At 41.1% G+C, this 24,896-nt stretch carries 18 protein-coding genes; 9 read left to right on the top strand and 9 right to left on the bottom strand.

Annotated elements, in window-relative coordinates; translation table 11 throughout:
* Positions 1–5: 5 nt before the first annotated feature.
* On the bottom strand, positions 6–974 hold the full coding sequence (locus QUF19_RS24855; RefSeq protein ID WP_286300714.1) for a tyrosine-type recombinase/integrase: 969 nt from the start codon (positions 972–974) through the stop codon (positions 6–8).
* A 100-nt stretch (positions 975–1,074) separates the two neighbouring features.
* Here QUF19_RS24855 and QUF19_RS24850 point away from each other — a divergent pair, with 100 nt between their 5' ends.
* Both QUF19_RS24850 and yciH read left to right on the top strand, forming a co-directional pair.
* Positions 1,075–1,443: a DUF3319 domain-containing protein gene (locus tag QUF19_RS24850; protein ID WP_017108028.1), complete on the top strand. Its 369-nt coding sequence runs from the start codon at positions 1,075–1,077 to the stop codon at positions 1,441–1,443.
* A 3-nt stretch (positions 1,444–1,446) separates the two neighbouring features.
* Positions 1,447–1,758 (top strand): stress response translation initiation inhibitor YciH, encoded by a 312-nt coding sequence (gene yciH / locus QUF19_RS24845; RefSeq protein WP_102436931.1) that lies wholly within the window; start codon positions 1,447–1,449, stop codon positions 1,756–1,758.
* Positions 1,759–2,641: 883 nt separating this feature from the next.
* Here yciH and QUF19_RS24840 read toward each other — a convergent pair.
* Both QUF19_RS24840 and QUF19_RS24835 read right to left on the bottom strand, forming a co-directional pair.
* On the bottom strand, positions 2,642–2,989 hold the full coding sequence (locus tag QUF19_RS24840; protein ID WP_286300710.1) for a hypothetical protein: 348 nt from the start codon (positions 2,987–2,989) through the stop codon (positions 2,642–2,644).
* Positions 2,990–4,273: 1,284 nt separating this feature from the next.
* Positions 4,274–4,810: a hypothetical protein gene (locus tag QUF19_RS24835; RefSeq protein ID WP_016790881.1), complete on the bottom strand. Its 537-nt coding sequence runs from the start codon at positions 4,808–4,810 to the stop codon at positions 4,274–4,276.
* Positions 4,811–5,131: 321 nt separating this feature from the next.
* On the opposite strand from QUF19_RS24835, the gene QUF19_RS24830 reads away from it, so the two are divergent.
* Complete coding sequence (locus QUF19_RS24830) at positions 5,132–6,907, top strand: ATP-binding protein (RefSeq protein ID WP_286303306.1); 1,776 nt, start codon at positions 5,132–5,134, stop codon at positions 6,905–6,907.
* A 131-nt stretch (positions 6,908–7,038) separates the two neighbouring features.
* Here QUF19_RS24830 and QUF19_RS24825 read toward each other — a convergent pair whose 3' ends face one another.
* The 3 genes from QUF19_RS24825 to QUF19_RS24815 all read right to left on the bottom strand — a co-directional run bounded on the left by QUF19_RS24825 (position 7,039) and on the right by QUF19_RS24815 (position 10,060).
* Positions 7,039–7,695 (bottom strand): hypothetical protein, encoded by a 657-nt coding sequence (locus tag QUF19_RS24825; RefSeq protein WP_286300705.1) that lies wholly within the window; start codon positions 7,693–7,695, stop codon positions 7,039–7,041.
* Between the two features lie 116 nt (positions 7,696–7,811).
* Positions 7,812–9,419, bottom strand: coding sequence for a hypothetical protein (locus QUF19_RS24820; protein ID WP_286300704.1), 1,608 nt, complete (start codon positions 9,417–9,419; stop codon positions 7,812–7,814).
* A gap of 44 nt (positions 9,420–9,463) precedes the next feature.
* Positions 9,464–10,060, bottom strand: a complete 597-nt coding sequence (locus QUF19_RS24815) for a tyrosine-type recombinase/integrase (protein ID WP_286300702.1) — start codon at positions 10,058–10,060, stop codon at positions 9,464–9,466.
* 110 nt (positions 10,061–10,170) lie between these two features.
* Here QUF19_RS24815 and QUF19_RS24810 point away from each other — a divergent pair, with 110 nt between their 5' ends.
* The 5 genes from QUF19_RS24810 (at position 10,171) to QUF19_RS24790 (ending at position 18,811) form a co-directional block, all read left to right on the top strand.
* The gene (locus QUF19_RS24810; protein ID WP_286300700.1) at positions 10,171–11,874 is read left to right on the top strand and encodes a type I restriction-modification system subunit M; all 1,704 of its coding nucleotides are present in this window, start codon (positions 10,171–10,173) and stop codon (positions 11,872–11,874) included.
* A complete protein-coding gene (locus QUF19_RS24805; RefSeq protein ID WP_286300698.1) occupies positions 11,864–13,204 on the top strand; it encodes a restriction endonuclease subunit S in 1,341 nt (446 codons plus the stop codon). Before QUF19_RS24810 ends, QUF19_RS24805 begins: the two co-directional genes overlap by 11 nt.
* A gap of 523 nt (positions 13,205–13,727) precedes the next feature.
* Positions 13,728–14,954, top strand: coding sequence for an ankyrin repeat domain-containing protein (locus tag QUF19_RS24800; RefSeq protein ID WP_286300696.1), 1,227 nt, complete (start codon positions 13,728–13,730; stop codon positions 14,952–14,954).
* A complete protein-coding gene (locus QUF19_RS24795) occupies positions 14,951–15,532 on the top strand; it encodes a hypothetical protein (RefSeq protein ID WP_286300695.1) in 582 nt (193 codons plus the stop codon). Before QUF19_RS24800 ends, QUF19_RS24795 begins: the two co-directional genes overlap by 4 nt.
* A 51-nt stretch (positions 15,533–15,583) precedes the next feature.
* Positions 15,584–18,811 carry a type I restriction endonuclease subunit R gene (locus QUF19_RS24790; protein ID WP_286300693.1) on the top strand — a complete coding sequence of 1,076 codons (3,228 nt, stop codon included), beginning with the start codon at positions 15,584–15,586 and terminating at the stop codon, positions 18,809–18,811.
* A 274-nt stretch (positions 18,812–19,085) separates the two neighbouring features.
* Here QUF19_RS24790 and QUF19_RS24785 read toward each other — a convergent pair whose 3' ends face one another.
* Positions 19,086–20,321, bottom strand: a complete 1,236-nt coding sequence (locus QUF19_RS24785) for a chromosome partitioning protein ParB (protein ID WP_286300691.1) — start codon at positions 20,319–20,321, stop codon at positions 19,086–19,088.
* A 231-nt stretch (positions 20,322–20,552) separates the two neighbouring features.
* Between QUF19_RS24785 and QUF19_RS24780 the strand changes: the two genes are divergently transcribed.
* On the top strand, positions 20,553–21,674 hold the full coding sequence (locus QUF19_RS24780; protein WP_286303305.1) for a hypothetical protein: 1,122 nt from the start codon (positions 20,553–20,555) through the stop codon (positions 21,672–21,674).
* 227 nt (positions 21,675–21,901) lie between these two features.
* On the opposite strand, the gene QUF19_RS24775 is transcribed toward QUF19_RS24780, so the two are convergent.
* A complete protein-coding gene (locus tag QUF19_RS24775; RefSeq protein WP_286300689.1) occupies positions 21,902–22,399 on the bottom strand; it encodes a hypothetical protein in 498 nt (165 codons plus the stop codon).
* Positions 22,392–24,854, bottom strand: a complete 2,463-nt coding sequence (locus QUF19_RS24770; protein ID WP_286300687.1) for a hypothetical protein — start codon at positions 24,852–24,854, stop codon at positions 22,392–22,394. Before QUF19_RS24770 ends, QUF19_RS24775 begins: the two co-directional genes overlap by 8 nt.
* Between the last annotated feature and the right edge of the window lie 42 nt (positions 24,855–24,896).

The following is a 24,896-nucleotide window of genomic DNA, read 5'->3' as shown; positions in this document are numbered from 1 at the left end:
TGTAGTTACTGCCAGGGAAGAATCGCCTTAAACTTCATTTTTTCACGCTCTGCATTATCAACATTGCCAACGTATTGAGCTGGCATAGCCGGGCTGAGCCAACGACCAAAGTCCTGAATCTCTCTCACCTTAAGACCTTGTTTCGACAACTCTTGAGCAGCGCCAACACGAATGGAATTGCCGGAAAAGTGATGATTTTCTGCTAGCTGTAGTAAGTCACTCGCTCTGCGCAAGATTCGATAGATAGAAGAATCATCCAAAGTTTGAAGCCCGATGTTTTCATGCTTATCTATCGCGCGAAACACAGGTAAATCATCTTGTGTTCCAGTAAATGCAAGCCAACGCTCGAGTGCAACACTCGCGACTTGTGAAAGCTGATACACAGAATCTTTAATCGTTATTTGATAATTACTGTCGGTACTCTCAACATCACTGGTCGATAACGACTTAAGTTCCGAACGCTTTAAAGCACACTCGAACATCACATTATAAATAGCGATATCACGAATCTCTCTTAAGTTAGCTTTGTCATGTGAAAGCAGCGTGTTCAATTCGGTCAGGTGCGCAGACGTCATTGCATTGGTTTGCTTAGCATCACCGGCCATTTGAGCTTGTAAGTGGAGTAGGGTAAAGCGAACTTGTCGATGCTTGATAGGGTTAGCGAAGCCGAACACAGTGTGCAATAAACTAAGCGTTGCAGTGTAACGTTTTAGCGATGCGTATTTTCTGTCGTTGGATTCAGTCTCTAAGAAACGACGAATTGCCGTTACAGAGGCAGGAAGAGTGTTAATGCGTTTTTTAGTACAGAACGCGTGGTAGCGATTCCAATCACTGTAGATGCCCAACAGTGAATTGCGAGAATATTGGTATCCTGTTAACTCATCTATAATTTCAATTGACGCATTGCTGTTCAATTTTTCGACAAATGAATTAATTATCACAGAGTCAGATAAAATAGGGACTTTTTTTCTCAAATTACCGTACCTTAACAGGTGTTTTTGCCATATTATGCTTGATATCATTAAAAGTATACTTATGATTAATGCAGTGAAAACAAAAAGATGATCAATAGATATGGCTAATTCAATTTATCGAAGCGTCCATCTGCAATCGACGGATGCTACTAACACGGTTTGGCGTGCGAAGTTAAAAAATAATGTTATTCAGGGCAATTTAGCTGCCGTAAAGAAGAGTATTGATTGGTGGATTGAAACCGCATCGATTATTGATCCTAAAGAATTCACTGCCTTAAATAAGTCGAGAGGAACTGGTGGCTCGACTGAAAACTTCAACGGCTACCAAATCAAGAATGACACCGGTGAGCCTAATGCGTGGTATTGCATGTTTAACGGTCGCCTAATTAAAGGCGGCAAAATTGCAATCCAGCGTCATATAGAAGCTTACTTACTCGCAAAACAAAAAGCAGAGCAACAAAAGAAGTAAATTATGAGCCTAGTATATTCAACAGAAACAGGTCGTATCACACCTGAAGAAGAGAAAGTCCAACGTCCTAAGGGCGATGGTATTGTTCGAATCCAAAAAGAAACCAAAGGCCGTAAAGGCAAAGGCGTTTCTGTCGTAACTGGCTTAGACCTAGATGACGCTCCATTAAAACTAATGGCGGCAGAACTTAAAAAAGTGTGCGGCTGTGGCGGCTCGGTTAAAGATGGCAACATCGAGATTCAAGGCGACGCGCGTGACAAGATCAAAGCGCACCTTGAAAAGAAAGGCTACAAAGTTAAATTCGCTGGCGGTTAATCTCTAACTAATACCAGGGTTAAAATCGAAGATTATTATCACTGGATATTAGGTATTTTATGGTAAATAGCCAATATGGTTAAATACACAGTATAAATCAGAGAATATCGACACCGAATAAAGGCAGGGCATCACACAAAGATACCTGCCTTATAAACACCAAAACCAATTTAACAATTCTGGGTTTCAATGATGTTCATGAACAAATATACACCAGAACCATCGTTAAACCTTTGTTATTCATAGTTTTCATTTCCCACCCAAAACTGTTCTAACTCATGAACCTCTATTTACTTCATGAACCAACAGTTTTTCGTTCAAATTTCCATCTACTTCACTTTCTAGGTTCATGAACCTTCTTCTTGCTAGTATGCATTCAGGTAAGTCGTTTGTTGGTAGTTGAACTCGGGTTTAAATACTTTGCTAAATCCATAGTTATCCGAGAAACGTAGTAATTAAGAATCAATCCTTCTCGGTTGCCTAAAACCATATATGAATATAGCGTTTCAGGCTTGTCGCTAGTTCCTGAAAGGCATCGTCCATTTTTTGATGCGTTTTGGATTGCTAGATACACCACCATTTCTTTGTTACGGAATTAATCACCTGAATCGGTCCAAAACGTTTTGTGGTAATTAGCTCAAAAGTGCCTTAGTGCAATAACACTAAACAAATTTTGCCGGGGTGTATTCAATGAGGTGATGGGTAAGAATGGTGGTAGTTTTATCATGGTTCATTGCGCGATTTAAGCCATCCTTAGCTTATGGGGGTTAGTTTAACGTTCAGTGTAGTCTTGTTTGTGACACATCATGTAAAACACGGTGCTTTTATGTGCGATTTACCATGTTTAAGTGTCTAATTAGGCTCAGTATTAGATACAAGTTCACTAGCGCTTTGTTTTTATCCAATTACTATCGATTTTTATGCCTTTTGCCATATCGAGACGAGCTTCATTTCGAAGGTTTTCATTTGACATTAATCGATTGAGAACCATCAGTGGGACCTTTTTCATTTCTTTACCGAAAGTACCGTTTGTAAACGCCTTGTGTAACTGAATGTGCTGGTAATGTGTAGCTTTAGAAATCCCAAGGTGTGACTTTGACCAAGCTAACCAAGACGCAGTCGTGTCAAAGTGGATTTTTGCTGCTTCTATTAGCTCTCCGCGCTTCAAGTAAGCATCAATTTCAAGTGTTGCTAAATCGGATAACTCCCGACTGATATTATTTAATTTCATACACTTACCAAGAGTTTATAGTGATAATCAATACATAGATGTAACAATTCATTTTTAATATCAACTTCCCATTATTATGAGCAAAATAATCGCTACGACGACCGCTGCACCCAAAGAAAATAAACACCCTAATACACGAAAAACACCAAAAGTCAGACAAAGCCCTACAAACAATAAGATTTCTAACATTTACTTCCTATGCATCCGTAACGGCCTCATAACAAGAACTGAAAACAGCGTTGCTAAAATCTCTGATTTGACCTTCCTTTAGTGACTGAGAGTTATAATAGGGCGAATTATATGCCTCCTTTACCATTAAGGCTCCGGGCTCTTTCCCCCCAAGAATTTGCATAGCTTCAGACATCGGTAAATCATTCTGCCTTAGCGTCATTGCTTGTCGCGCAATAGATTCAAACTCTGCACAAAGCTCAACTGTCTCATCATGCTTTTTAGCAAAAGTCACTGTAGATATGGAAGCGCTCGTTATAAGAGCTATCAAGGAAAAATTAAAAGTACACTTCATTAAGTAGTATGGATTCAATGGAACTAGGGGGGATTTATACCATATTTGCTGTGATCTAATTATTGATCTTTACCAATAACGCTAAAAGTTAATCAACCTTCCATACCTTTGGTTGTTCAGGATGCCGTAATTTAGAAAGGTTACTTACGCTTATGTCGAAATTATTGTTGCGTTTCTTGGTTTCGCACTTGTTCTCCACAGTTGCAACCGGATATAAATTTTTAAACGAGTTCGGGACAAAATCTTGCTGGTATCATAACATGGTTGGCCGATAGTGAAGAGTTTGGAACGTGGCACGACATACATAATAACTATGTTGCAGGTACATATCTGGATGACGGGTACTACGTGCAATTAAGGCTCGACTCGACTATAACGTTTCAACAGTAATCGATTGAATCAGGAGTTGAGTTATGGAGTTGCCTAATTTAGAAGAATTTCGAATGGTTGGAGTTGCATTCCCACTGGTAGACCCGTCTGAGTTGCCACCCAAATGGGAGCGGGTTTTTGATGAATTTATACGAGGACAGTCAGTGCCACACCCAATTTATGTTTATGCTCATGACTGGAATTCATTTTGTGTTCGAGTCAAGCAAGGTGATATTAAAATAGACTGATGTCCCCGCGTGGACACCAGTGGATACAAAGATATACTGACTCATACACGACCGAACACCTTTGCTGGTGAAGCGTGACCTAGTCGTATAGGGCTGCCTCTTATGTCACCAAAATCGGTTTGGGACAAAGGCGCCTTACTTTGATCACTGGTAGCCTTGCCAAAACTCTTCAATTTCCCATAGTGCGCGGCTGCCCATTACTTCTTTGACCGATTGAATTACTTGTTCATATTGATCTGAGGAAAATTTAGACCATCTTGCAAGTTCAGCTTCTTTCCAGCGAGACTTCAGCCCTCCGATATTATTTTGGCGTAAAGCTTTCAACAACACTGCATCTATAGGAGGGTGCAATTTGGCGACTTTTGCGTGCGAATCATATCCCCCGCAAACCAAAGCCGATTTTAAGTACATGTTGATTAATTTGGCTGCGATGCCATGTGTAAAGACCAACCCTATTTTACTCGCTTCAGCAATAAGCTGTTCACGCCATAATCGGTGCTGTTTATTGATGTCTTCTCTAGCTGGTAGTTTATCTGGAGAATCAACAAAGCTATCTAGACCTATAGACTCGATAAGTTGTTTGCCTTGCTCAACCGTAAACCTTACGCCATTAACGCTTGATGCTCTGGAAGCTGCCCATGCAGAAAAGCGATGTTTATGTTCAATTATTGAGTATGCCATTGGTTTGTTTTTCTTAAGTATTTGGGACAGAAGCGCCTTACTCCAACAAGTTTAAGCGTATCACAACCATACCATTTTCTTTCCGTTGAGTTTAGTCACATAAATTGAATGGCTATTGAGGTTATGCTCTTCTAAACTTCATGCATATGGAGAAAGAGAGGTGTCGGAAGGTGAATAAAACAAGCGTATTTGTATGGATAGCATTAATTGTTTGGCTATTTATGGTTGCTTGCTTTTTTGATTATATTGAAAGAGAAAGCTCTATACCTGTTATCCATGAATTCCATTTGGAGGACTCAAGTGAATAATGAACACTCACAAATGTTCAATCTTGTGGAAGCTTTAATTGCACTAGCATTGGGCATAACTCTCAGTTTTTTCTTTTCATTTAAAACTCAAAATTCTCTTCTAGAGGCCATTGAAAGCTCACACGTTGCCCATTCAGCAAGCCTTGTCCATATGAGGAGCTATATTCATTTAACTCAGCCAGAAGACGCTGACCAAAAGATAAACAAACTACTTTCTGAAGTGCAAGAACTAACCTACGAGTTAAACACTTTAAAGGAAGCCAGTAATGACATTAACGTTAGATTTCCTCAAATGCTTTGGTTAGGCAATTCACTCCCTTCTGTAGTTGATGAGTACGTAAAAACTGCGGATAGACAATTGGTATTACTTGAGAAAATACTTAAAGCAAAACAACAAACTGTATCAGAATCTTTATTAAGTAAATTAGAGAGACAAGTTTTTTCAGAAGAGATGGATGAAGCAGCGGAACATGTTCACGAACGTTTGATGGACAACATATTCTTAACCAGCGAAGCAACCGTTTATACCTTGATACTATTGATTATTTTAGTCTTCTCTGTCGTGTTCCTTTACCTCAACCACTACATTATAGAATTGAAAAAAACCAAGTTAGCATTACAGGGGGCAGTAAATAAGGCAGAGGAAGCCAATTTAGCTAAGTCTATTTTTTTAGCAACAATGAGTCATGAGATAAGAACCCCAATGAATGGTGTTATAGGAATGACGCAGTTACTCATATCTGACAATAAAGATTCAACTATTCAGACGCACTTAGATACGCTGTTAGAGTCAGGTGAACACCTAATGGTAGTCATAAACGAAATTCTTGATTTTTCAAATCTAGAGCAAGGGAATCTAGTTTTTGTTAAGGAAGAATTCGAACTAAACAAGCTATTGATGCCAATAAAAAACTCTTTTTATCCGCAGTCTTCTGACAAAAACCTTCAGCTTATATTCGACACCAGTAGTTTGCCTGAAGATCTTGTCTTAGTCGGAGATAAAGCTCGTATACGTCAAATTATTTACAATTTAGTGGGGAATGCCATAAAGTTTACCTCTGATGGGCAGGTTAAGGTTGTCTTAAAATATGACAATGAAGAAAATGAGCTTTTTATTCAAGTCTCTGATACTGGAATTGGTATACCTTCACATCGTTTAAACGGTATATTTAATGCGTTCGAACAAGCCGATGTTAGAACGATGCACGAATTTGGAGGTACAGGGTTAGGTTTATCCATAGTTAAAAAATTATGTACATCAATGGGTGGGGATATAACAGTCACAAGTGAGTTAGGTTCAGGAAGTTGCTTTGTAGCAAGAGTTATAAGCCCAAGAGGAACTACCTTCCAAGATAAAAGAAAGCTCGCAAACGAAGAAGACTTTTCCGGTAAGTCAGTTCTTATCGTTGAGGATAACCGGATTAATCAACTTGTTGCTAAACGCTTGTGTGAAAAGCTAGGGCTTACTACTTCTATTGTATCTAACGGTATAGAAGCTGTTGAAAGGGTGCACCAATGTTCTTTTGACGTAATCTTGATGGATCATCAAATGCCACAAATGGGAGGCATAGAAGCGACAAAAATAATACGAAATGAGCATGATTTTCAAGGGGCTATTCTTGGTTGTACCGCTGATGTTACCAAAGAAACAGCGATAGCGTTCGTTGATGCTGGTGCCAATGGAGTAATAACAAAGCCCTTACAATTAAACTCTTTGAGGGAGTCAATAGCACACAGCGTAACGTTGGTTTGTAATGTAAATCATGCCCATAATATGGTGTTGGAGTAGAAGCTAGTTCATTTGATACCCAAGCTAGTGTTAAATCGTCTGGAATCTAGACTCGCTTTGGGACAAAAGCAATTTAGTATTATATAGCCTTAGATTGTTATCCCAAGGTTGATCTAGGTGCCTACATACAGCTAAAAACTCCTATCACGGTCAACTCTGGAATAGAACTCATCATCAATAAGCAGCGGTCTATAGGTAATATTTACATTATTGTCCATACCAAAAGGTTGAATATGCATTTGATTGATTTCTTGAGGAGGTAGCATTTTTTTTGCTACTAAAGTCGCAGCTATTGTTGGGTCAAAAATCGTACCGTCAAGCAATGTTATCCAAACGTGAACATTTAGATACTTATTGGGATTGAAACCTTCTGCAACTATTTCTTTGATCGATCTTTTTGTAACATTATACTGAGGCTGCCCTTCAACTAACACATCCCCTACCGTTACTTGTGGTTTTAATTCTAACAGAAAGTTACGAAGCTGGAGGTTATCTTCTGCATGAATAGCTCGCATAACTGTTTCACATGATTCATGGCAATTGTGAGCAGAAGAGTGCCCTTTATAAAGCCTAGTATCCATAACTTTAGCGCAATAGTTAATAAACAGGTTATGGTGTTTAGCCAGTTCCTTACTTTCGAAAGAGATCACTGTGGTTTCGTAGAATTTTCGGAATGTATTTGAATCGATACCTGCTTCTTTAAACTTTTCGGGAAACAAAGCCATTTCTAGTTCACGAGCACCAACAAGTTGGTCGATGTAGTGCTCTAGTTTTTTATTCTTTTTCATATTACTCACCAATATTGTTTTTTGTATTGTTCTTATCACTTCCCACATGTTTAGGTTAGGTCTGTCTGTTGACTGTTTTACACCGCTATGAATAGTTCCGTTGGAAAATGACATGGTTAGCGTAAAGGTTTACCGATGGCTCCTGAAACCACTTTTTCAAAAGTTGATTCTTTGGACTTGAGAACATGATCAATTCGAGAGTAGTGTTGAATCAGAGCTGCAACTACCCCTCCATCTGGCGAAGATAGCTCATATTCTTTGGTAGCATTATCAATAATATGCTTGCTCAGGGCTTTATTATTAGAATTGTCCAAATCTTTCATCAATTTCACGATCATTTCGAGATAATACACATATTGGCTATCGGTAAGTTTGTTCGATTTAATTAAGCTATAAAATGTACTACCAAGCGTAGATGCTGCCCATTTGATGGGTACATTACTGACGTCAAGTTGCACCTTGTTATTTTCTTCAGCATTATATGTGGCTGCGCCAACCCAGCCCCTTAATGCATCTAACGATTGATAAATGAGGTAATCGAATCGGGTTGGGAACTCACGGTCTTTGTCTACATCAGTGTTAGGCATATAGTTCTTAAGTATTTCATCTACATATCTTTCTATGTACATCAGCCACATATGATCTTGGTGTCCCATGTGAATAGCTCTTGATGTCATTACGGTGAAAAAGTGAATACTTACGAAGATAGGACATGCCCATTTCTCTTCTTCGTGATAGGTGTATGAGAACGGTTTGTTATAGTAATTATCTTCGCCTTTTTGATTTTTAATAAACTCTTTGGTGTAATCGCCAATGGGTTTCCAGACACTAACTTGAGAAGCGATTTCGATATCTTTGAAGTAGAAGCTTAACAGGGGGTTAGAGTCATCAATGTAATACTCGCCTGTATAAGAGCTATTTTGATTATCTTGAAGCTCTCGGTAGAGAGGGCTTGATATGTTGGCAATCAGTTCTTTTAAGAACAACGTAGTAAATTCGTCATCAGAACTAAAACGAACTCTTGTAAATTTCGCACAAAGCAATGGCTGTGTTCGAGCTAAATGCCTTACAAAAAGGTGGGACTTAAATATGTCGGAGATACTTGCGGATACACCTTCTTTGTATTTGCTGTGATCGGGTAAGCAATACGATAGTGCGAACGCAAAAGGCTTCATAAGAGTAACAAGAGCTGTTTTGATGCGACTACTCATTGAACTACCATCAGATTCTTCGCCTAATTCCCAATCAATTAGCTCCTGAATTGAAGGACGATAAGGTACCATTAATCTAGCTCGAACTCGGTCGAACCAACGATCCTGAAAAGATAGTAAGAATTGATGATGATATTTGTCTAGTAAAAATGCCAACTGTTCGAACTTCTGATTTCTGAGTAAGTGACTTGATGCTTTTTGCCAGTCAGAAGTTTTTGATTTAGGCAGATGTTTTCCTCCTAGCTTTAAAGCTAGGTAAAGTAAGGTCGCAACGATAGCCGTAAAGGCTGTTATCTTCTCGTTAAAACCCCATAGCCATTTGAACGGTAAAGCTAAGTCAAGAGCACTCAACACAGGTAGGTAAATCACATAGAGTAAAGCGCTGACAAGAAATCCAACTACGGATTTATCCGCCCATGAAAACCTAAGTTTCAAGTCAATTCGCTTTTCTTCGGCGAGCAGTGTATACCCAGCGACTAATATAGCTAGCACCGTCAAGGCGTTTGCGTCCACTGTATTTCCTTATTTTAATTTTGCTATGACAAACTCAAAGCTTTTCAAGTCTCGCAACTCTCTGAAATCCTTAACGCATCTTCAATCTCGACACCAAGGTATTCAATCGTGCTTTCTAACTTAGCATGACCAAGAAGTAATTGAATAGCCCTAAGATTCTTCGTTTTAGCATAGATCAAAGAAGCCTTTGTTCTGCGCAGTGAATGCGTGCCGTATTGCGTTTTATCCATCCCGATATCAGTAACCCATCGATTAACCATGGTGGTGTAGTAATGGTATGAGATAGGTTGTCCATCACGGCGTGGACTCGGAAATAGATAGTCTGTTGGTAACAACGAGTTTTGGATTATCCATTGCGATAAGGTTTGCTGAGTCTTGGGCGTGATCTCGAAGTGCACTTCCTGTTGGGTCTTCTGCTGTTTTACGATGGTTCTCGGCATCACACAGCCGCTACGACTGACATCTTGAACTTTCAAGTTGCGTAAATCACAGGACCTCAATTTACAGTCGATGGCAAGATTAAACAGTGCTAACTCAAACAAGCGCTCTTCCAACTCAAGTCGAATACGGATGCGCCAAATGTCTTCTAGTTTGAAGGCTTTCTTCTGACCTACACGCTTTCCTTTATTCCAAGCTTCCATAATGTGCTCCTTACTTCATAAAAATGCTCTTTAAGTAAGGCAGAAATCAAAGACAATGCTGCATCCAGTGGTATGATTAACGGAATATTTCTATAACAAGAAAACTTCTAATGAATCAAACAGAACAACAGTATTTGAAAGAGCTTGAAGGCAAGCTTTGGAACGCAGCAGACAAGCTACGCTCAACGCTAGACGCGGCGCAGTACAAACATGCAGTGTTAGGTCTAATCTTCGTTAAATACGTCTCTGATGCGTTTAAGCTGCGTCAGGATGAGATCAAAGCCGACATTGCTAACCCTGAGCACGAATACTATTTAGATCCTGCTGATTATTCGGAAGAAGAACTAGCAGAAGAGATTGCCATCGAGCTTGAACAACGTGATTTCTACACAGAGAAAAACGTGTTCTGGCTACCTACTGAATCTCGTTGGCAGTTCCTGCAAGATAACGGCCCATTGGTTATTGGTGGTGCTGAGCTAGATATCAACGGTAAGCCTAAGAAAATAACTTCTGTCGGTCACCTCATCGATAACGCACTTGAAGGTATCGAACGCGATAACCCGAAACTGAAAGGTGTGCTTAACAAGTCATACTCTTCATTGAAGATTGACCAAGCTAAGCTGAATGAGCTTATCAACCTGATTGCGACAATTCCGTTTGTTCATGCAGATCTAAACAGTAAAGACATCCTAGGTCATGTATACGAATACATGCTTGGTCAGTTCGCACTGGCTGAAGGTAAAAAAGGTGGTCAGTTCTATACGCCAGCATCCATCGTAACGTTGATCGTTGAGATGATTGAACCGTTTGAAGGTCGTGTGTACGACCCTGCAATGGGTTCTGGTGGTTTCTTTGTTCAATCAGAGAAGTTCATAGAGCGTCATGCAAACGAGAAGAAGGTTGATGCCCTTACTCAGAAACAGAAGATCTCAATTTACGGTCAAGAGTACAACCATACAACGTGGCAGCTAGCAGCGATGAACATGGCGATCCGTGGTCTTGATTACGACTTCGGTAAAGAGCCTGCAAGTACCTACACTAACGTACAACATCCAGACCTACGTGCTGACTTCATCATGGCAAACCCTCCATTTAATATGAAAGAGTGGAATACGGGTGTTGATGATAACGATCCTCGCTTCAAATACGGCCAACCACCATCAGGAAATGCGAACTTCGCATGGATGCAGCACATGCTTCATCACCTAGCACCTGAAGGCTCTCAGGCGCTTCTGTTGGCAAATGGTTCTATGAGTTCAACGACCAACAACGAAGGCACTATTCGTCAGGCGTTAATCGAGAACGACTTGATTGAATGTATGGTAGCACTTCCCGGTCAACTGTTTACCAACACACAGATCCCTGCGTGTATTTGGTTCTTAACTAAAAACAAGAACCCTCGCGTTGATAAGGCAGGTCGCAAGCTCCGTGGCCGTAAAGGTGAGGTGCTATTTATCGATGCGCGTAACCTTGGCTTCATGAAAGACCGTGTATTACGTGACTTCAGCTTTGATGACATAAAGAAAGTAGCCGACCTATTTCATGCTTGGAAAACAGGTGAAGAAGTTCACGGCGTTGCTTATGAAGACCAAGCAGGCTTCTGCAAATCAGCAACACTTGAAGAAATCACCAAGCATGACTTTGTTCTAACTCCGGGGCGCTACGTTGGTGCTGCGGAAGAAGAGGATGATGGCGTTCCTTTTGCTGAGAAGATGGCAACTCTGACTTCCAAATTAAGTGAGCAGTTTGCAGAATCGGCAACGCTAGAAGCTGAGATCAAGAAGAACCTAGCGGGGTTGGGTTATGAGCTTTGATTTGCCTTTTGAACTGCCAGTAGGTTGGGAAGCATTTACAGTTGATGAGTTAGTAAAGAATAAAGTTATTGCTAAGCCATTGGATGGGAATCACGGAGGAACTCACCCGAAAGCCTCAGATTATGTTGAGTCAGGCATTCCATTTGTCATGGCATCTGACCTATCTGGTGGTCGCGTTGACTTGACTGCGTGTAAGTTTATTACTCACGAACAAGCTTCAGGTTTGAGAAAAGGCTTTTCCAAAGTCGGTGACGTTTTGTTATCTCATAAAGCTACTATTGGTCGAACGGCAATAGTTCAAGACAATGATCACGACTATATTATGCTCACCCCTCAAGTTACCTATTATCGGGTGTTGGATGAAAGCAAGCTAAGTAATATTTATCTAAAATCATATTTTGATTCACGTTTCTTCCAGAATGTTTTGGGGTTATGGGCAGGTTCTGGTTCAACTAGGGCTTACCTTGGAATAACGGGTCAACTAAAATTACCTGTTATCGTTCCACCAATCGCAATTCAAAAAGTGATTTCTCGACAAGTAAACGCTCTGACTAAGAAAGTTACTGTTAACAATCAAATCAACCAAACTCTAGAAGAAATGGCACAAGCCATCTTCAAGTCATGGTTTGTTGATTTCGAGCCAGTGAAAGCCAAGATGAATGGCGAGCAACCTGAGGGTATGGATGCTGACACTGCCTCGCTATTCCCAGAAAAGCTCGTTGAGTCTGAGTTAGGTTTGATACCTGAGGGTTGGGAAGCAGGAGAATTGTCGGACTTGATGGACTTCAATCCTAAACGCACTCTCAAGAAAGGCACAGTAGCTCCATATCTAGATATGAAAAACATGCCAACAGCAGGTCACCTTGCTTTGGACATCTATGATCGAGAAATGGGTAGCGGCACTAAATTTATAAATGGTGATGCATTACTTGCGCGTATAACACCATGTCTAGAAAACGGTAAAAGTGCATACATAGATTTTCTTGAAGATGAACAAGTTGGCTGGGGTTCTACTGAATACATTGTCATGCGTTCGAAGTCTGACAGCTACAAATACTTCAGCTATTTTATGGCGAGATTTGAGCCGTTCAGAAAGTTTGCAATTCAAAGTATGACGGGGACTAGTGGTCGTCAACGAGCACAAGCCAAGACTGTTCAAACCATGCCTTTTGTTATTCCACCGCTTGCCATTCTTGAGAAGTTCGATGAACTAGTCGCTGCAAATATGAAGTTGATTAAGCGCCACGGTGATGAAAATAAGACACTTGTCCAGTTACGTGACACTTTGCTTCCTAAGCTGTTATCAGGAGAATTACCTCTAAGTGACTAAACGGAGCAGATTACACGAACGAGCTTATGTATCATTTAAACTACTGGAAGAGCAACGTTATCAAGCTAGGGCCACTCGGCTTTTCGACGAGGAGCCTAGCTTAGCCGTGTTTTTGTTGTGGTGTAATATCGAGGTACTTCTTCGATTGCACAAATATCACCACAAGATTCAAGAGCCTTGGCCAGATAAACTGGGATTCATTAGAGCTAGTTGGGGGCCTTTGAAACATATCAAAGGTCTTGATGCAGATGCATACAATGCAATCTTTAACAGTCAAAAGTCTCTTTGGAAGCAACGGAACGAAATAGCACATACAGGAAAATACATTCCCAAGGATGATGTCGTGCACTTTGAGAAATATGCCAATTTCGTTATCGATTCCCTTTCCTCAAACCTACCCACAAGGGATGATTTTTTGACTAAGAAAAAGCGTAGTGATGCTCAGAAAAATAGGAAGAAGAAATGACTATTTCTAAATTGCTTTCCGGCGAAATCGAGTTAGACATCGCAGAGGTTAACCTGAATGACTGAGCAACTATTAACAGCCATTGAGTCTGGTAATTTGGCGTTATTGAACGATGTACTTGAACAACAACCAGAGTTAGTTAACACCGTCTTTGAAGAGCTAGGAGCAACGCCGTTTGAGCTTGCTTTGAAAAATGGTTTTTCGGCAATCACCGAGAACATCATGAACAGTGACGGTTTTGATATCAATCATGCAGGCCATAACCCACTTCGGTTAGCAATCGAACTAGGTTTCTTGGATATTGCTAAAGCACTGTTACACAAAGGCGCAAATCCTAACTATCGACCACAACAAATAAGTAGCGCATTGTTGCTTTGTTTAGACAATGAATATTTTGAAATCGCTGAGTTGATGGTTGAAAAAGGTGCTGAAGTTAATATTCGTAACGACAAGGGCTGGACACCATTGATTTGGGCATCAATGAAAGGTCGAATCAAAGCGGTTGAGTTTCTGCTTAAGTACGGTGCCGCCGTTGATGTTTGTAACAACGATGGTTGGAATGCGGTAACGGGCGCTTACTTCAAACAACGCATAGAGATAGTAGATAAATTACTCGCTAAAGGAGCGGTGTTCAGTGCGAAGTATTCAGAAGCCGCCATGTTGTCAGCGTATCAAAGTGGGCATATCAACATCGCGAAGAAGCTGCTAGCTGATGGTGTGAATCCTGATGTTGAAAACGAAGATAAAGAAACGATGCTGATTATCGCCATTGCTAAAGGTGATGACGAAATGATCAAAGCGCTTGTTGCGGCTGGTGCGAATCCAAACGCAAGAAATAAGGATTCACACCCAGCGTTAGCTTTATTGGCTCAAAATGGCAAAACAGGACTCATTTCGTTGCTGATAGATAAGGGTGTGGATGTCAATATTCAGTGTAAGTCTGGAAGAACCGCTGCTTATCGGGCTGCAACTTATAATCAAGTCTCAACATTAGAATTTCTCCATAGCAAAGGTGCCAATCTTGACTTGAGAAATGAGGGTGGATGGTCACCTTTGATGGTTGCAGCTAGTAGTGGCTACCTCGAATCTGTACTGAAACTGGTTGGACTTGGAGCTAATACTGAATTTGAAACTAAAAAGGGTAATTCGGCCCAAGATATTGCGAAATTAAATGCTCCGACTCATGGAAGTGCGAGTAACGTAAATGGGCACCGTATTTATCCAATGCTTGATACTAGCTTTAGGCAAATTGTTGACTTCTTAGCAGGAACCCGTCAGCAATGATTGCTCAAAGTTCCGTTTTTGATGCAGTCCGTCGTGGCTATAACGAGCTAGAGCTTGCAAGTAACGACGAGATCCTTGATTACTTTGCTGATGTTACCCCTGATGCTATGTCAGGACATGTCAGCAACATCAAAGGCATTGTTTTCGAACAAGAGGTTGTGGCCGCACTAAACGGGCAGGGTATGGATGCCATGCTCTTTGAAGCCACTAACCATCCCGTTTCTGATATTGCATTGATGAGTGATGGTGACATTGCGGCTGAAGTGCAATTAAAAGCGACCGACAGCGTTGCTTATATTAACGAGACCCTTGCTGAAAACTCAGACATCCCCATTATTGTTTCGAGCGAAGTTGCTGATAGTTTTGATGGCACATTGGTTATCGATTCAGGAATCGATAACGCAATATTGACTGATACGGTGTCAGAGACATTAGCAGGTGAAATGGTTCACAGCGTAGGTGAATCTATAACAAGTGATGTTGCGAGTGAGGGCTTAGCAGAACTCATAGCGGATGTGGCAATACCAGTTAGCCCGATTGGATTCGGAATTGGCTTGTTATTTGGGCTGCCGTTCTAAGTGTTGTGCTACGAGAATAATAAAAAAGACTTTCGACTTTGAGGGAATAATGTGATCACAGAAGACCAGTTGGAACAAGAATGTATTAGATGGTTCACCGACCAAGGTTATCTATATAAAAATGGCTATGACATCACACCTGATGGAGATTCTCCAGAGCGTGATGATTACCATCAAGTTGTTTTGAAGCAACGGCTATTAAATCAATTAGCAATCATCAATCCAGAGCTTCCGATAGAGGCACTGAATGATGTGGTTAACACGGTATCTTCCCCCGATACGCCAATTCTTATTAAAAACAACCGCGCCTTCCACAAGTTTGTGATTGAAGGGTTGCCTGTCGAATACACGGTTGTTGAAGACGGTGAATCGAAGACAAAGCATACTCACGCTCAGTTAATGGATTTTACAACGCCTAATAATAATGAATTCCTTATCGTGAATCAGTTTACGATTACAGGCACCAAGGGCAATCGACGACCCGATGTTGTGGTGTTTATTAACGGCTTGCCCATCTCTGTTATTGAGTTGAAAAACCCAGCAGATGAACATGCGGATATTTGGAATGCGTTTAATCAGCTTCAAACCTACAAAGATGAAATCTCAGATCTGTTTGTTTTCAATGAGGCATTAGTGATCAGCGATGGGGTGACTGCAAAGGTTGGCTCATTAACAGCGAATAAAGAAAGATATTTGCCGTGGAAAACCGTCGAGAATGAAACAGATAGACGCCTTTTTGATTGGCAATTGGAAACAATAGTAAAAGGTTTTTTCAAGCAAGATCTACTCCTCGATTATATTCGTTACTTTGTACTATTCGAAACCGACAACGACAAAATCATCAAAAAAATTGCAGGTTATCACCAATTCCACGCAGTGAGAGCGGCTGTTGAGGCGACGGTTCGTGCCGCCAACACCTCTGGTCACTTCCTTGAGAGCACTATCCCTGCACTAGAAAAGATCAAGCAAGGCAGTGGTAAGGCTGGGGTTGTTTGGCATACGCAAGGGAGTGGTAAAAGTATCTCTATGGTTTGCTACGCGAGTAAACTGTTACAACAAGCCTCAATGAATAACCCGACGATTGTAGTGGTGACCGATAGAAATGACCTAGATGGTCAGCTTTACAACACCTTTGGGATGGCGCAAGAAACATTAAAGCAGATCCCACAGCAAGCAGATGACCGTGATGCATTACGTGAACTGCTTTTCAATCGCCAATCTGGCGGCATCATATTCACGACGATTCAAAAGTTCGCTTTGTTAGATGAAGAGACTGAGCACCCTAGACTGTCTGAGCGAAGTAATATCGTTGTTGTTTCTGATGAAGCGCACCGAAGCCAGTATGGCAATAAGTCAAAGATGGTGGAAGTGAAGGATAAAAACGGCACTGTAACAGGTCACAAGTACGTTTATGGTTATTCCAAATACATGCGTGACGCACTGCCTAATGCTTCATTCATCGGCTTTACAGGAACACCTATCGCAATGGATGACAAAGACACGCGTGGTGTTTTTGGCGAATATGTCTCTATCTACGATATTCAAGATGCCGTTGATGATGGTGCTACGGTTCCTATCTACTACGAATCTCGCCTCGCTAAGCTTGATATTAACCAAGATGAAATTGAGCAGCTTAACGATAAAGTTGAAGATGAAATCGGTGAAGATGAAGAAACGGCAGATCGTGAAAAAGTAAAATCAGAATGGGCAACGCTAGAAAAGTTGGTAGGCGCAGAGCCTCGCATTGAACAAGTAGCAAAAGATCTGGTTGAGCATTTCACTACTCGAACATCGACATTTCCCGGCAAGGCAATGATTGTCTCGATGAGCCGAGAAATCTGTGTCGACCTCTACAATGCTATTGTGGCAATTAAACCAGAGTGGCATCACCCAGATACCGATAAAGGTGCAATCAAGATTGTGATGACTGGCTCTGCATCAGACAAAGAAAAGATGCAGCCTCACATCCATGATAAGAAAACAAAAAAACTATTCGAGAAGCGTTACAAAGATACTGAAGATGAGCTTCAACTCGTTATCGTTCGAGATATGTGGCTAACAGGATTCGATGCACCTTGTTGCCATACCATGTATATCGACAAACCAATGAAAGGGCATAACCTGATGCAGGCGATTGCACGTGTTAACCGAGTATTCAAAGATAAACCCGGTGGTTTGGTTGTCGATTATATTGGTATCGCAAATGAGCTTAAAAATGCATTGAAAACCTATACCAACAGCCAAGGCAAAGGACAACCCACCGTCGATACGGCAGAAGCGTTTTCAGTATTGATGGAAAAAGTTGATATCATTCGAGGTATGTTCGCAACACCCGTTGATACAAAGGTATTCAATTACCGTCCAGACTTTGAAACGGATGCATTGCGTTTGTTACCGGGAGCAGTAAACCATTTGTCGGGTTTATCTCATACTGATGCTAATGGCAAACAAGTCAGAGATGGTAAGAGGCGATTCCTCGATGTGATGGCTGCTTTGGCTAAAGCATATTCACTGTGTAGCACCATGGATGAAACTCATGGGTATAAGAATGAAATTGCTTTTTACTCTGCGATAAAGACAGCTTTTATCAAGCACTCAACGGTAGACAAGAAACGCACCGATGAAGAGCGCAATACAGCGTTAAAGCAAATTCTAAATAATGCTGTGGTAGCCGATGGTGTTGATGACATTTTCACTATGGTTGGTCTTGATAAGCCGAATATCGGGCTTCTTTCTGAAGAGTTCTTGGAAGATGTGAAGAACATGAAGGAGAAGAATCTCGCTGTAGAGCTGTTAGAAAAGCTACTTCGTGATGAGGTTAAAGCTCGCATGAAGAATGATGTCGTTCAGGAGAAGAAATACTCTGAACGTATTATGTCGACGCTTCAAAAATATCATAACCGCAGCATTGAAACGGCTCAAGTTATCGAAGAGTTGATTCAGTGGGCGAAAGAGATGCAAGAAGATGGAGAGTTACTAGACAAGCTCAACCTCTCTGTCGACGAAATAGCTTTCTATCGCGCCTTGGTCGACAACGAATCCTCGGTTAGAGAACTTGGTGACGACAACTTACGTAAGCTTGCTATTGAATTGACTCATCAACTGCGTAAGTCAGCCACTGTAGATTGGCAAAAGAGAGATAGTGTCCGCGCTCGAATGCGTAATCTTGTACGTCGATTACTGCGTCGATGGAAATACCCGCCTGATGCGGCAGAAGAAGCAATTAAGCTTGTGCTAGAGCAAGCTGAAGTGCTGGCTGATGGGTGGTATGCGGCTTAAGTAGAGTAAAGGGCAATATGTGTAGTATTGCCCTCCATAAATGCCGCACTTATTATCTGAAATCAAGGGTCTACCTGTTAGACTCATTCTAATTTCATGTTCGTTTTGTGGATGACGATTGCTCTAACTGAGACTCAAGGATGCTCTTTAGTGCTGACAGTTCTTCGTATCCTCTATCTCCACAAACCCCACTCATTTCGACTTTTACCAGATGTATAAGAGTTTTTATTTGCTCCTTTGTCAGTATTAAGTCCATATCTTTACCATGCAATTGTTATCGTTGAATAATTTTTATATTACCCTGCTTTTGAATTGCTTTCGGAACCTTTCCTTTGGTTATGCATGGAACAGTAAAAGGTTCGTTTATGTTTCCAGCAGCAGGCATGGGGATTTTGTTACCTTCGTCATCTTTTCTAAAACGAGCGACACGACGAATACTGATCTTATTGCCAGCGACAGGTATACCCAAAAGCATGTTCCAACCTTTGAAAATCGCAGAGAGCTTACATAGCAAGGAGTAAGAAGTTGATTCACGCACAAGTGATTGTAAATAATTGCGCACTTGATACTCAATATCACTTTCTGACTCTAGCCCCAAAGAGGAGATAATCCGTGTTAGGTAGGTTTCAGGTGAAATAGGGAGCGTTTCATTGAATACGCTATCTTTGAGCTTCTGCTTAATCAGGTAGTGTGCAAAAGCATAAATAGTTTCTGATACTTGGCTTTCTAACTTATAGCGTTTAACCACGCCTGTGACAAACTCGACCGACAATGCGAGTTCTTTATTTTCCCCGACATATGTCATTATCTCTGAAGGTTGAAACGATGTACCTTGAGTTCCACGAAATGCAAACTCATTATTGGTTTGTTCAAAAGCTTTTGCAAGCATGGCAACACGAGAAAGAACATTGGCATTTACATCCACGCCTGCCATTTCCAATACTTGAGATCTAGAACGAACGTTGCCCACATCAATAGTGGCAAACGATACATCATCCGTCACTCCGTAGGTGATTGGAGCAATAAACCCAACGTTTGACTCAATTGAAGCTTTCAGGCGGTGATGTCCATTGAGTATTTCTCCATCATCAGACATGATGATTGGCTCACCAGTGAGGCACCATTTCCCTTCTTTCATTGCCTCAGCGTATTTCTGAACTTTTAACTTACTTATCTTACGGTTCTTGTGCTCTGGGTTTATAGCTCCTCGTCTAGATAACTCCAGCATGTCACGCGCTAAGTGAGAGCTAACGTAAATGACGGTGTGCTTGAGGGTTGTCTCAATCTCTTTGATCCCGGAGTAATACCGAGCTTTCGACTTAAAAATCTCTTCCTTCTTATCGTTTGGCAAAATACTTGAAGAGGTTTCAAGTAATCTTTTGGAACTCGCAATATAACTCGTACTTACCGTTTCGTTTTTGCTGTATTGCGCTAATAAAACATCAACGATGGATTTCTCCAATACTTCATCAGAGATCTCATCGAAAGTATCTGTTTTCTTGTCTGTCATGAGCAAACCCTTTGAATTGTTGTGTTGTGGCAAAATGATGACTAACTGCCACAAATGAAGTAATCTAGGGTTAATTATTGATCCGACATGCGCGTCAGATCAAATTAAATTTTTCTTTTAGACTCCGTTTATCAGATAAGTGGATGAAAAACATTGAGAATTGTAGATAAAAAAATTACTGGTATGTTACTTGCCATGAAAGATCGGACTCAAAAAACTCTCATTACTACTCTGCCAATGGTTGAAGTTAGTGAGTATTTTTCTACGGAAAGCTTATTACCTGAACTTAAATGGGTGGCGGATTCAGCGGTTAACTCAAAAAATGCAACTAAGGTTCAAACCATTCAGGCTGAATTAGAAAAAGTGGTGATTGAAAGCAGGGTAGGAGCACCATTATCACTAACGTTTGCGGTTATGGGAAAGCCGAGTATTCTGAAAGCTTCTCATTCAATGTCCACGTTGAGTTATAACTCATCAGATACATGTATTGTTGGCAATGTTTTGTGCTTAGTGGCAGTTTGCAAGCTTCTAGGGAGTAAGACCTTTTTGCTTAGTTCAAGGCTGAGCGTAAAAGAAGCGAATCAAAAGAGCGAACTTAGGCAGCGTTTAGCGATGGAGAACGTTGAAATCCGAATCTTGTTTGACGATGAGAATGGCTTAGATGTTAACCATGTCATTGAGTTATTCAAAAAAGGCCAAGTATTTGATTCTGCTTTAAGTCTTCCTCACCTTAGTGATGGTAATACCTTACTGCTTGATAATGATTTTCCCTTAAAAGATTCGATTGATCAATTAATTGAAAAGGCCAGCATCGAATCTTACGGCGGAGTAAGTTTTGACTCGAAACATGTGAAGGTTTCAGAGCAATATATCACTACGCAATATGTTCTATTCAAATTGATCGTTGGCGCTGCCGCAGGTGTTGGCACTCAAGAGTACAGTAAGATGTCTAAAGACGTTACGTTAGCTAGTGGAGTAAGCCTTGCTTCTGTCCTGTCTGATGATTATGTCAGTAAGGTTGCTGTCTTTTTAAAATCATGGCTACAACAATTAAATGAAGCATTCGCTAATAACCGATCAGGATACCATTTGTCTCCGCAAGTTTGGCAAGCACTAGGGCTAACGATCCATCGCTTAGTTAGTGGTGGGGCTACATTAAACGATCTGAAAACGGCTGGTAAAATCTTGGGAAGTCTTGATTATAGTAAAGATGCCAAGCACTGGGAAAGTTGCTCGGTAATGGAATTAGATGCCAGAGGACGCATTTATAAGAATTCAGCGACTTCGACTCGGTTATTCAGAGTTGGGTTGTTTGAGTATTTTGTAAGAGTTGTTCACGCTACAAATATCTAAACACTACAGTAAATCGGTAATCACTTCTTCAGCTTACCGATTTAGCCTTGTAAGAGTGCTGTATTAGAATCCCTAGAGGTTTGAGTATGCAAAGCTTGGAGTAGAGCTAGGGGTAACCTCAACATGAAGTTTGCTTATTAATCCATCCATGGTGGTCAAGTGTAATGATAATAGATTCACGTTTTTGCCTTAGTCCAGTTATGAAGTCTATGCGGCAATTCTTCTCGTCATTTCCCGTTCCTCTTGCGTTCAGCCAATTCCCTAATTAGGTCATCAGCAAGTAAACTCTCAACGTTGATAGGACTCTGGAGGTCAACATATTCTATGATGTCTGTGACAGCTAAGATGTTCCGTTCATACCTTGCCTTGTAGTCTTTCAACTCACTATCAAGGCGGTCAGCCTTACTGATATAAGCGGCTCCAGTTCGCCCATTCGTTAACATAGCTCTCTCTTCAGCAGTTAACTCTCGCTTGCCATCCTCGTGATTATTATGCTGACGAAGTTTATATTCATTGATGATGTCTCTGCGGGAGGTCAGGGTACTAATTCCACCTTTGATGATGCCTTTGGTTTTCAAACGTGCATGAAGCGTAGCTGGTTGGATAGGAGATTTATCAAGCCCCTCACGAACCATGGCTTGTAGTTCAGCCTTGATGTAAGCAGTAAGCTCCGCTCCCTGAATCACTTTGTCATCTGCATTTCGACTACGTGGCGTCTTAGCCATTATTATCTTCCTTCTGTACTGAATCTCTCTCTAAGCGTTTCTGTTCGATAAAGAACAGATCTGCAAGGGTTCTTGGGGTCTTACCAATTAGCATTTGCTCGTTAATTCGCACCATGATTCGGGCTAGTGGATTGTTTGGGTCATCCGACATAAGATCGACCAGTTTCTTAGTGCTTTGAGTTTCAATAGCATCTTCTTCGAGAGCTTTAAGTACAAGAAGTGCCTCTTCTTGCTCTTCAAGTGCCAACTTGAAGTTAGAGTCATCTTCAGCAAGTTTACGAATCGTAATAACCTCATCTTGCTTGATAACCAGACGTCGAGATACTTCCTCAGCTTCGCCCAAACGACCTGTTAGAGAGAAGTACCCACATGGCAATCCTGACTGGCATTTCATTGCATGGGGGCAACCCCAGCGCGCTACGTCACGGGTGCAAGCACCAAAGCCAAGAGGATAAAGCTTTGCATGCCGCTCCAATAATCCTTTTGCTTTTTGAATCAAGCCTTGTTCTACTAGTTTGTCATGAGCAGTTTTAAGCTCAGGGAGGAACTTATCTGATATCGCACCCTCCAAGTAATCAGCTACTTCAGCAGTTGTTTCACCAAAGGTCTGCATATTTTGCTTAAGATTATGCTCAGTGCTCAGGTTAGGGTCTATCGCTATTGAGGTTGACGCTCTAACGTTAGCAACACCTGTATTCTTTATTGATCTAGCAGATCTGGCGAGAGCTGACATCCGGCGACTAACCTCTGACTTAGGCGGTTCTTGATCGGCTGGAAAAGTAGGATTTGGAAGAGTTGTTGGTTCACCTTCGGTATTAAAAAGGGGTAGCTGGTCATTCTTTGAAAGTGCCTTTTTATTTTCGTCGTAAGCCTTCTCCAGCATGGTCACTGCCAATGAAGCTGTCTGGTAGGACTGTGATTCGACTTGGTGCTGATAATGTTTATTCTGGGTTATATCAACACGACCCATCAAAATAGCTTGGATGTGATCAGTCACGCCTGCGATCGCTAAGAAAGTATTGATATTGTGCCTCGGTACGTGCTTTTTAAGTACGATACGAGATCCATCATCCTCGAACAAATTAAAGTAATCGAAGATAGATTTGCGTTTATTTGTGGAGCCGCCTAACCATGCCTCAACAGAGTGCTCGTCTAAAGGCACAATGCTCTGTAATGACACAAAATTATTAATAATACTAAAGGCACCTTCTGGCATAATGAACATCAAGTCTTCATAGTTAAAATGCACAAAGTCACCGCTGTCCTTTACTGACAATACACACTGATGCCCATTCGTGAAGTTCTTGGTTTTGGAATAGCGTTGATAGACGTAGTCATTCAACTGCTCTTTCGTGAAATAGTATTTTTTCAACTGTTTATGAACAGGGATAATAATAGGCTCATGACCAGCAAACTTTTCCATTGAGACACAAATTGACTTATGCAGAACATTCCGCGTCCCACCCGTACCAGTAAACATGATCCCATCAAGCTCACGACACTCTATTTCGTCATAAGGAAGCTCATCAACCTTGCTAGGTAAGTAGTTTGTAAAATTAGAATCTCTGAAACCTTTGATTGTGTTACGGTAGCCTTCGGTTAACTTTTCGACCTGTTTATAGATCATCTCAATGACCGGATAAGAGGTAGGTGCTAGCCAATGAATTCGCCAACCTGCTTTTTTTGCGCCCAGATACTCGATACCTAACTTGTAAGTAGGCCAGCCTTGGTCAACGGCATGCTGACGTTTATTCTCATCTGTGATTTCCCTTTTAACTAATGAATCCATGTTAATCGTCATAATTTCTTGAAAGCGAAAGCCACAGATGATGCAAAGAAGCAACATGTTATAAAAGATACGCTGATAGTCGTTTTCAGCTAGTGCTATCAATTCAATGACAGCCATGAAAGCACGGATTGAAATCAGCTTCTTGTCGTCAGTGTCTTCTGGGCTTAACGCTTGAGCCTTTTTCTTTGCCTTTGTACCAACAGATGAGTTGCGATATTCGTGTTTATTCTCAACTTCGATATTCACAGTGAACAAGTCGTACCGACGAAGCTGTGTAATAATACTTACGGCAACATCACAATAGTCACTTACATTTTCCGGGCTATTCGAGGCCTCCTTATGACGGTCCATTGCAGCATGAATAATATCGGCTGTTAGATGCATCGGGTGCGTGAAACCTTTTGTAGTAACCATCTCCCAATACCACCGTTTCATGACCTGTAATGGCTTATCCAGTTTTGAGCCTGAGGGTAAGCCATCGGTAATAGTGACTAGATGCATTTGGTAGGCACGCATAAAGTCTTGATACTCTTTGGTTATCTTCATTTTACTTAGCCCCTTGACGCGATTAGATACTTCATCCCATCGGAAACCATGGTCTTTGGTTTCTTTTAACCAAGCGACACCTTTCTCTCCAAAATGCCACGACTCTTGATCCCAGTTCAATAGTCCAACCGCATTGTAGAAAGCAAGGCGCTTTTCAAATTC

Origin of the sequence: Vibrio sp. FE10, from assembly GCF_030297155.1 — a bacterium.
Lineage (GTDB): Bacteria > Pseudomonadota > Gammaproteobacteria > Enterobacterales > Vibrionaceae > Vibrio > Vibrio apostichopi.
Note: the sequence above shows the minus strand (reverse complement) of the source record. Positions and strands in the feature narration are given on the sequence as shown.

What these genes read in the sequence shown, in the direction of transcription:
- QUF19_RS24850 (WP_017108028.1), top strand. Translation starts at nt 1,075, where the DNA reads ATGGCTAATTCAATTTATCGAAGCGTCCATCTGCAATCGACGGATGCT.
- yciH (WP_102436931.1), top strand. Translation starts at nt 1,447, where the DNA reads ATGAGCCTAGTATATTCAACAGAAACAGGTCGTATCACACCTGAAGAA.
- QUF19_RS24840 (WP_286300710.1), bottom strand. Translation starts at nt 2,989, where the DNA reads ATGAAATTAAATAATATCAGTCGGGAGTTATCCGATTTAGCAACACTT.
- QUF19_RS24835 (WP_016790881.1), bottom strand. Translation starts at nt 4,810, where the DNA reads ATGGCATACTCAATAATTGAACATAAACATCGCTTTTCTGCATGGGCA.
- QUF19_RS24830 (WP_286303306.1), top strand. Translation starts at nt 5,132, where the DNA reads ATGTTCAATCTTGTGGAAGCTTTAATTGCACTAGCATTGGGCATAACT.
- QUF19_RS24825 (WP_286300705.1), bottom strand. Translation starts at nt 7,695, where the DNA reads ATGAAAAAGAATAAAAAACTAGAGCACTACATCGACCAACTTGTTGGT.
- QUF19_RS24815 (WP_286300702.1), bottom strand. Translation starts at nt 10,060, where the DNA reads ATGGAAGCTTGGAATAAAGGAAAGCGTGTAGGTCAGAAGAAAGCCTTC.
- QUF19_RS24810 (WP_286300700.1), top strand. Translation starts at nt 10,171, where the DNA reads ATGAATCAAACAGAACAACAGTATTTGAAAGAGCTTGAAGGCAAGCTT.
- QUF19_RS24805 (WP_286300698.1), top strand. Translation starts at nt 11,864, where the DNA reads ATGAGCTTTGATTTGCCTTTTGAACTGCCAGTAGGTTGGGAAGCATTT.
- QUF19_RS24800 (WP_286300696.1), top strand. Translation starts at nt 13,728, where the DNA reads ATGACTGAGCAACTATTAACAGCCATTGAGTCTGGTAATTTGGCGTTA.
- QUF19_RS24795 (WP_286300695.1), top strand. Translation starts at nt 14,951, where the DNA reads ATGATTGCTCAAAGTTCCGTTTTTGATGCAGTCCGTCGTGGCTATAAC.
- QUF19_RS24785 (WP_286300691.1), bottom strand. Translation starts at nt 20,321, where the DNA reads ATGACAGACAAGAAAACAGATACTTTCGATGAGATCTCTGATGAAGTA.
- QUF19_RS24775 (WP_286300689.1), bottom strand. Translation starts at nt 22,399, where the DNA reads ATGGCTAAGACGCCACGTAGTCGAAATGCAGATGACAAAGTGATTCAG.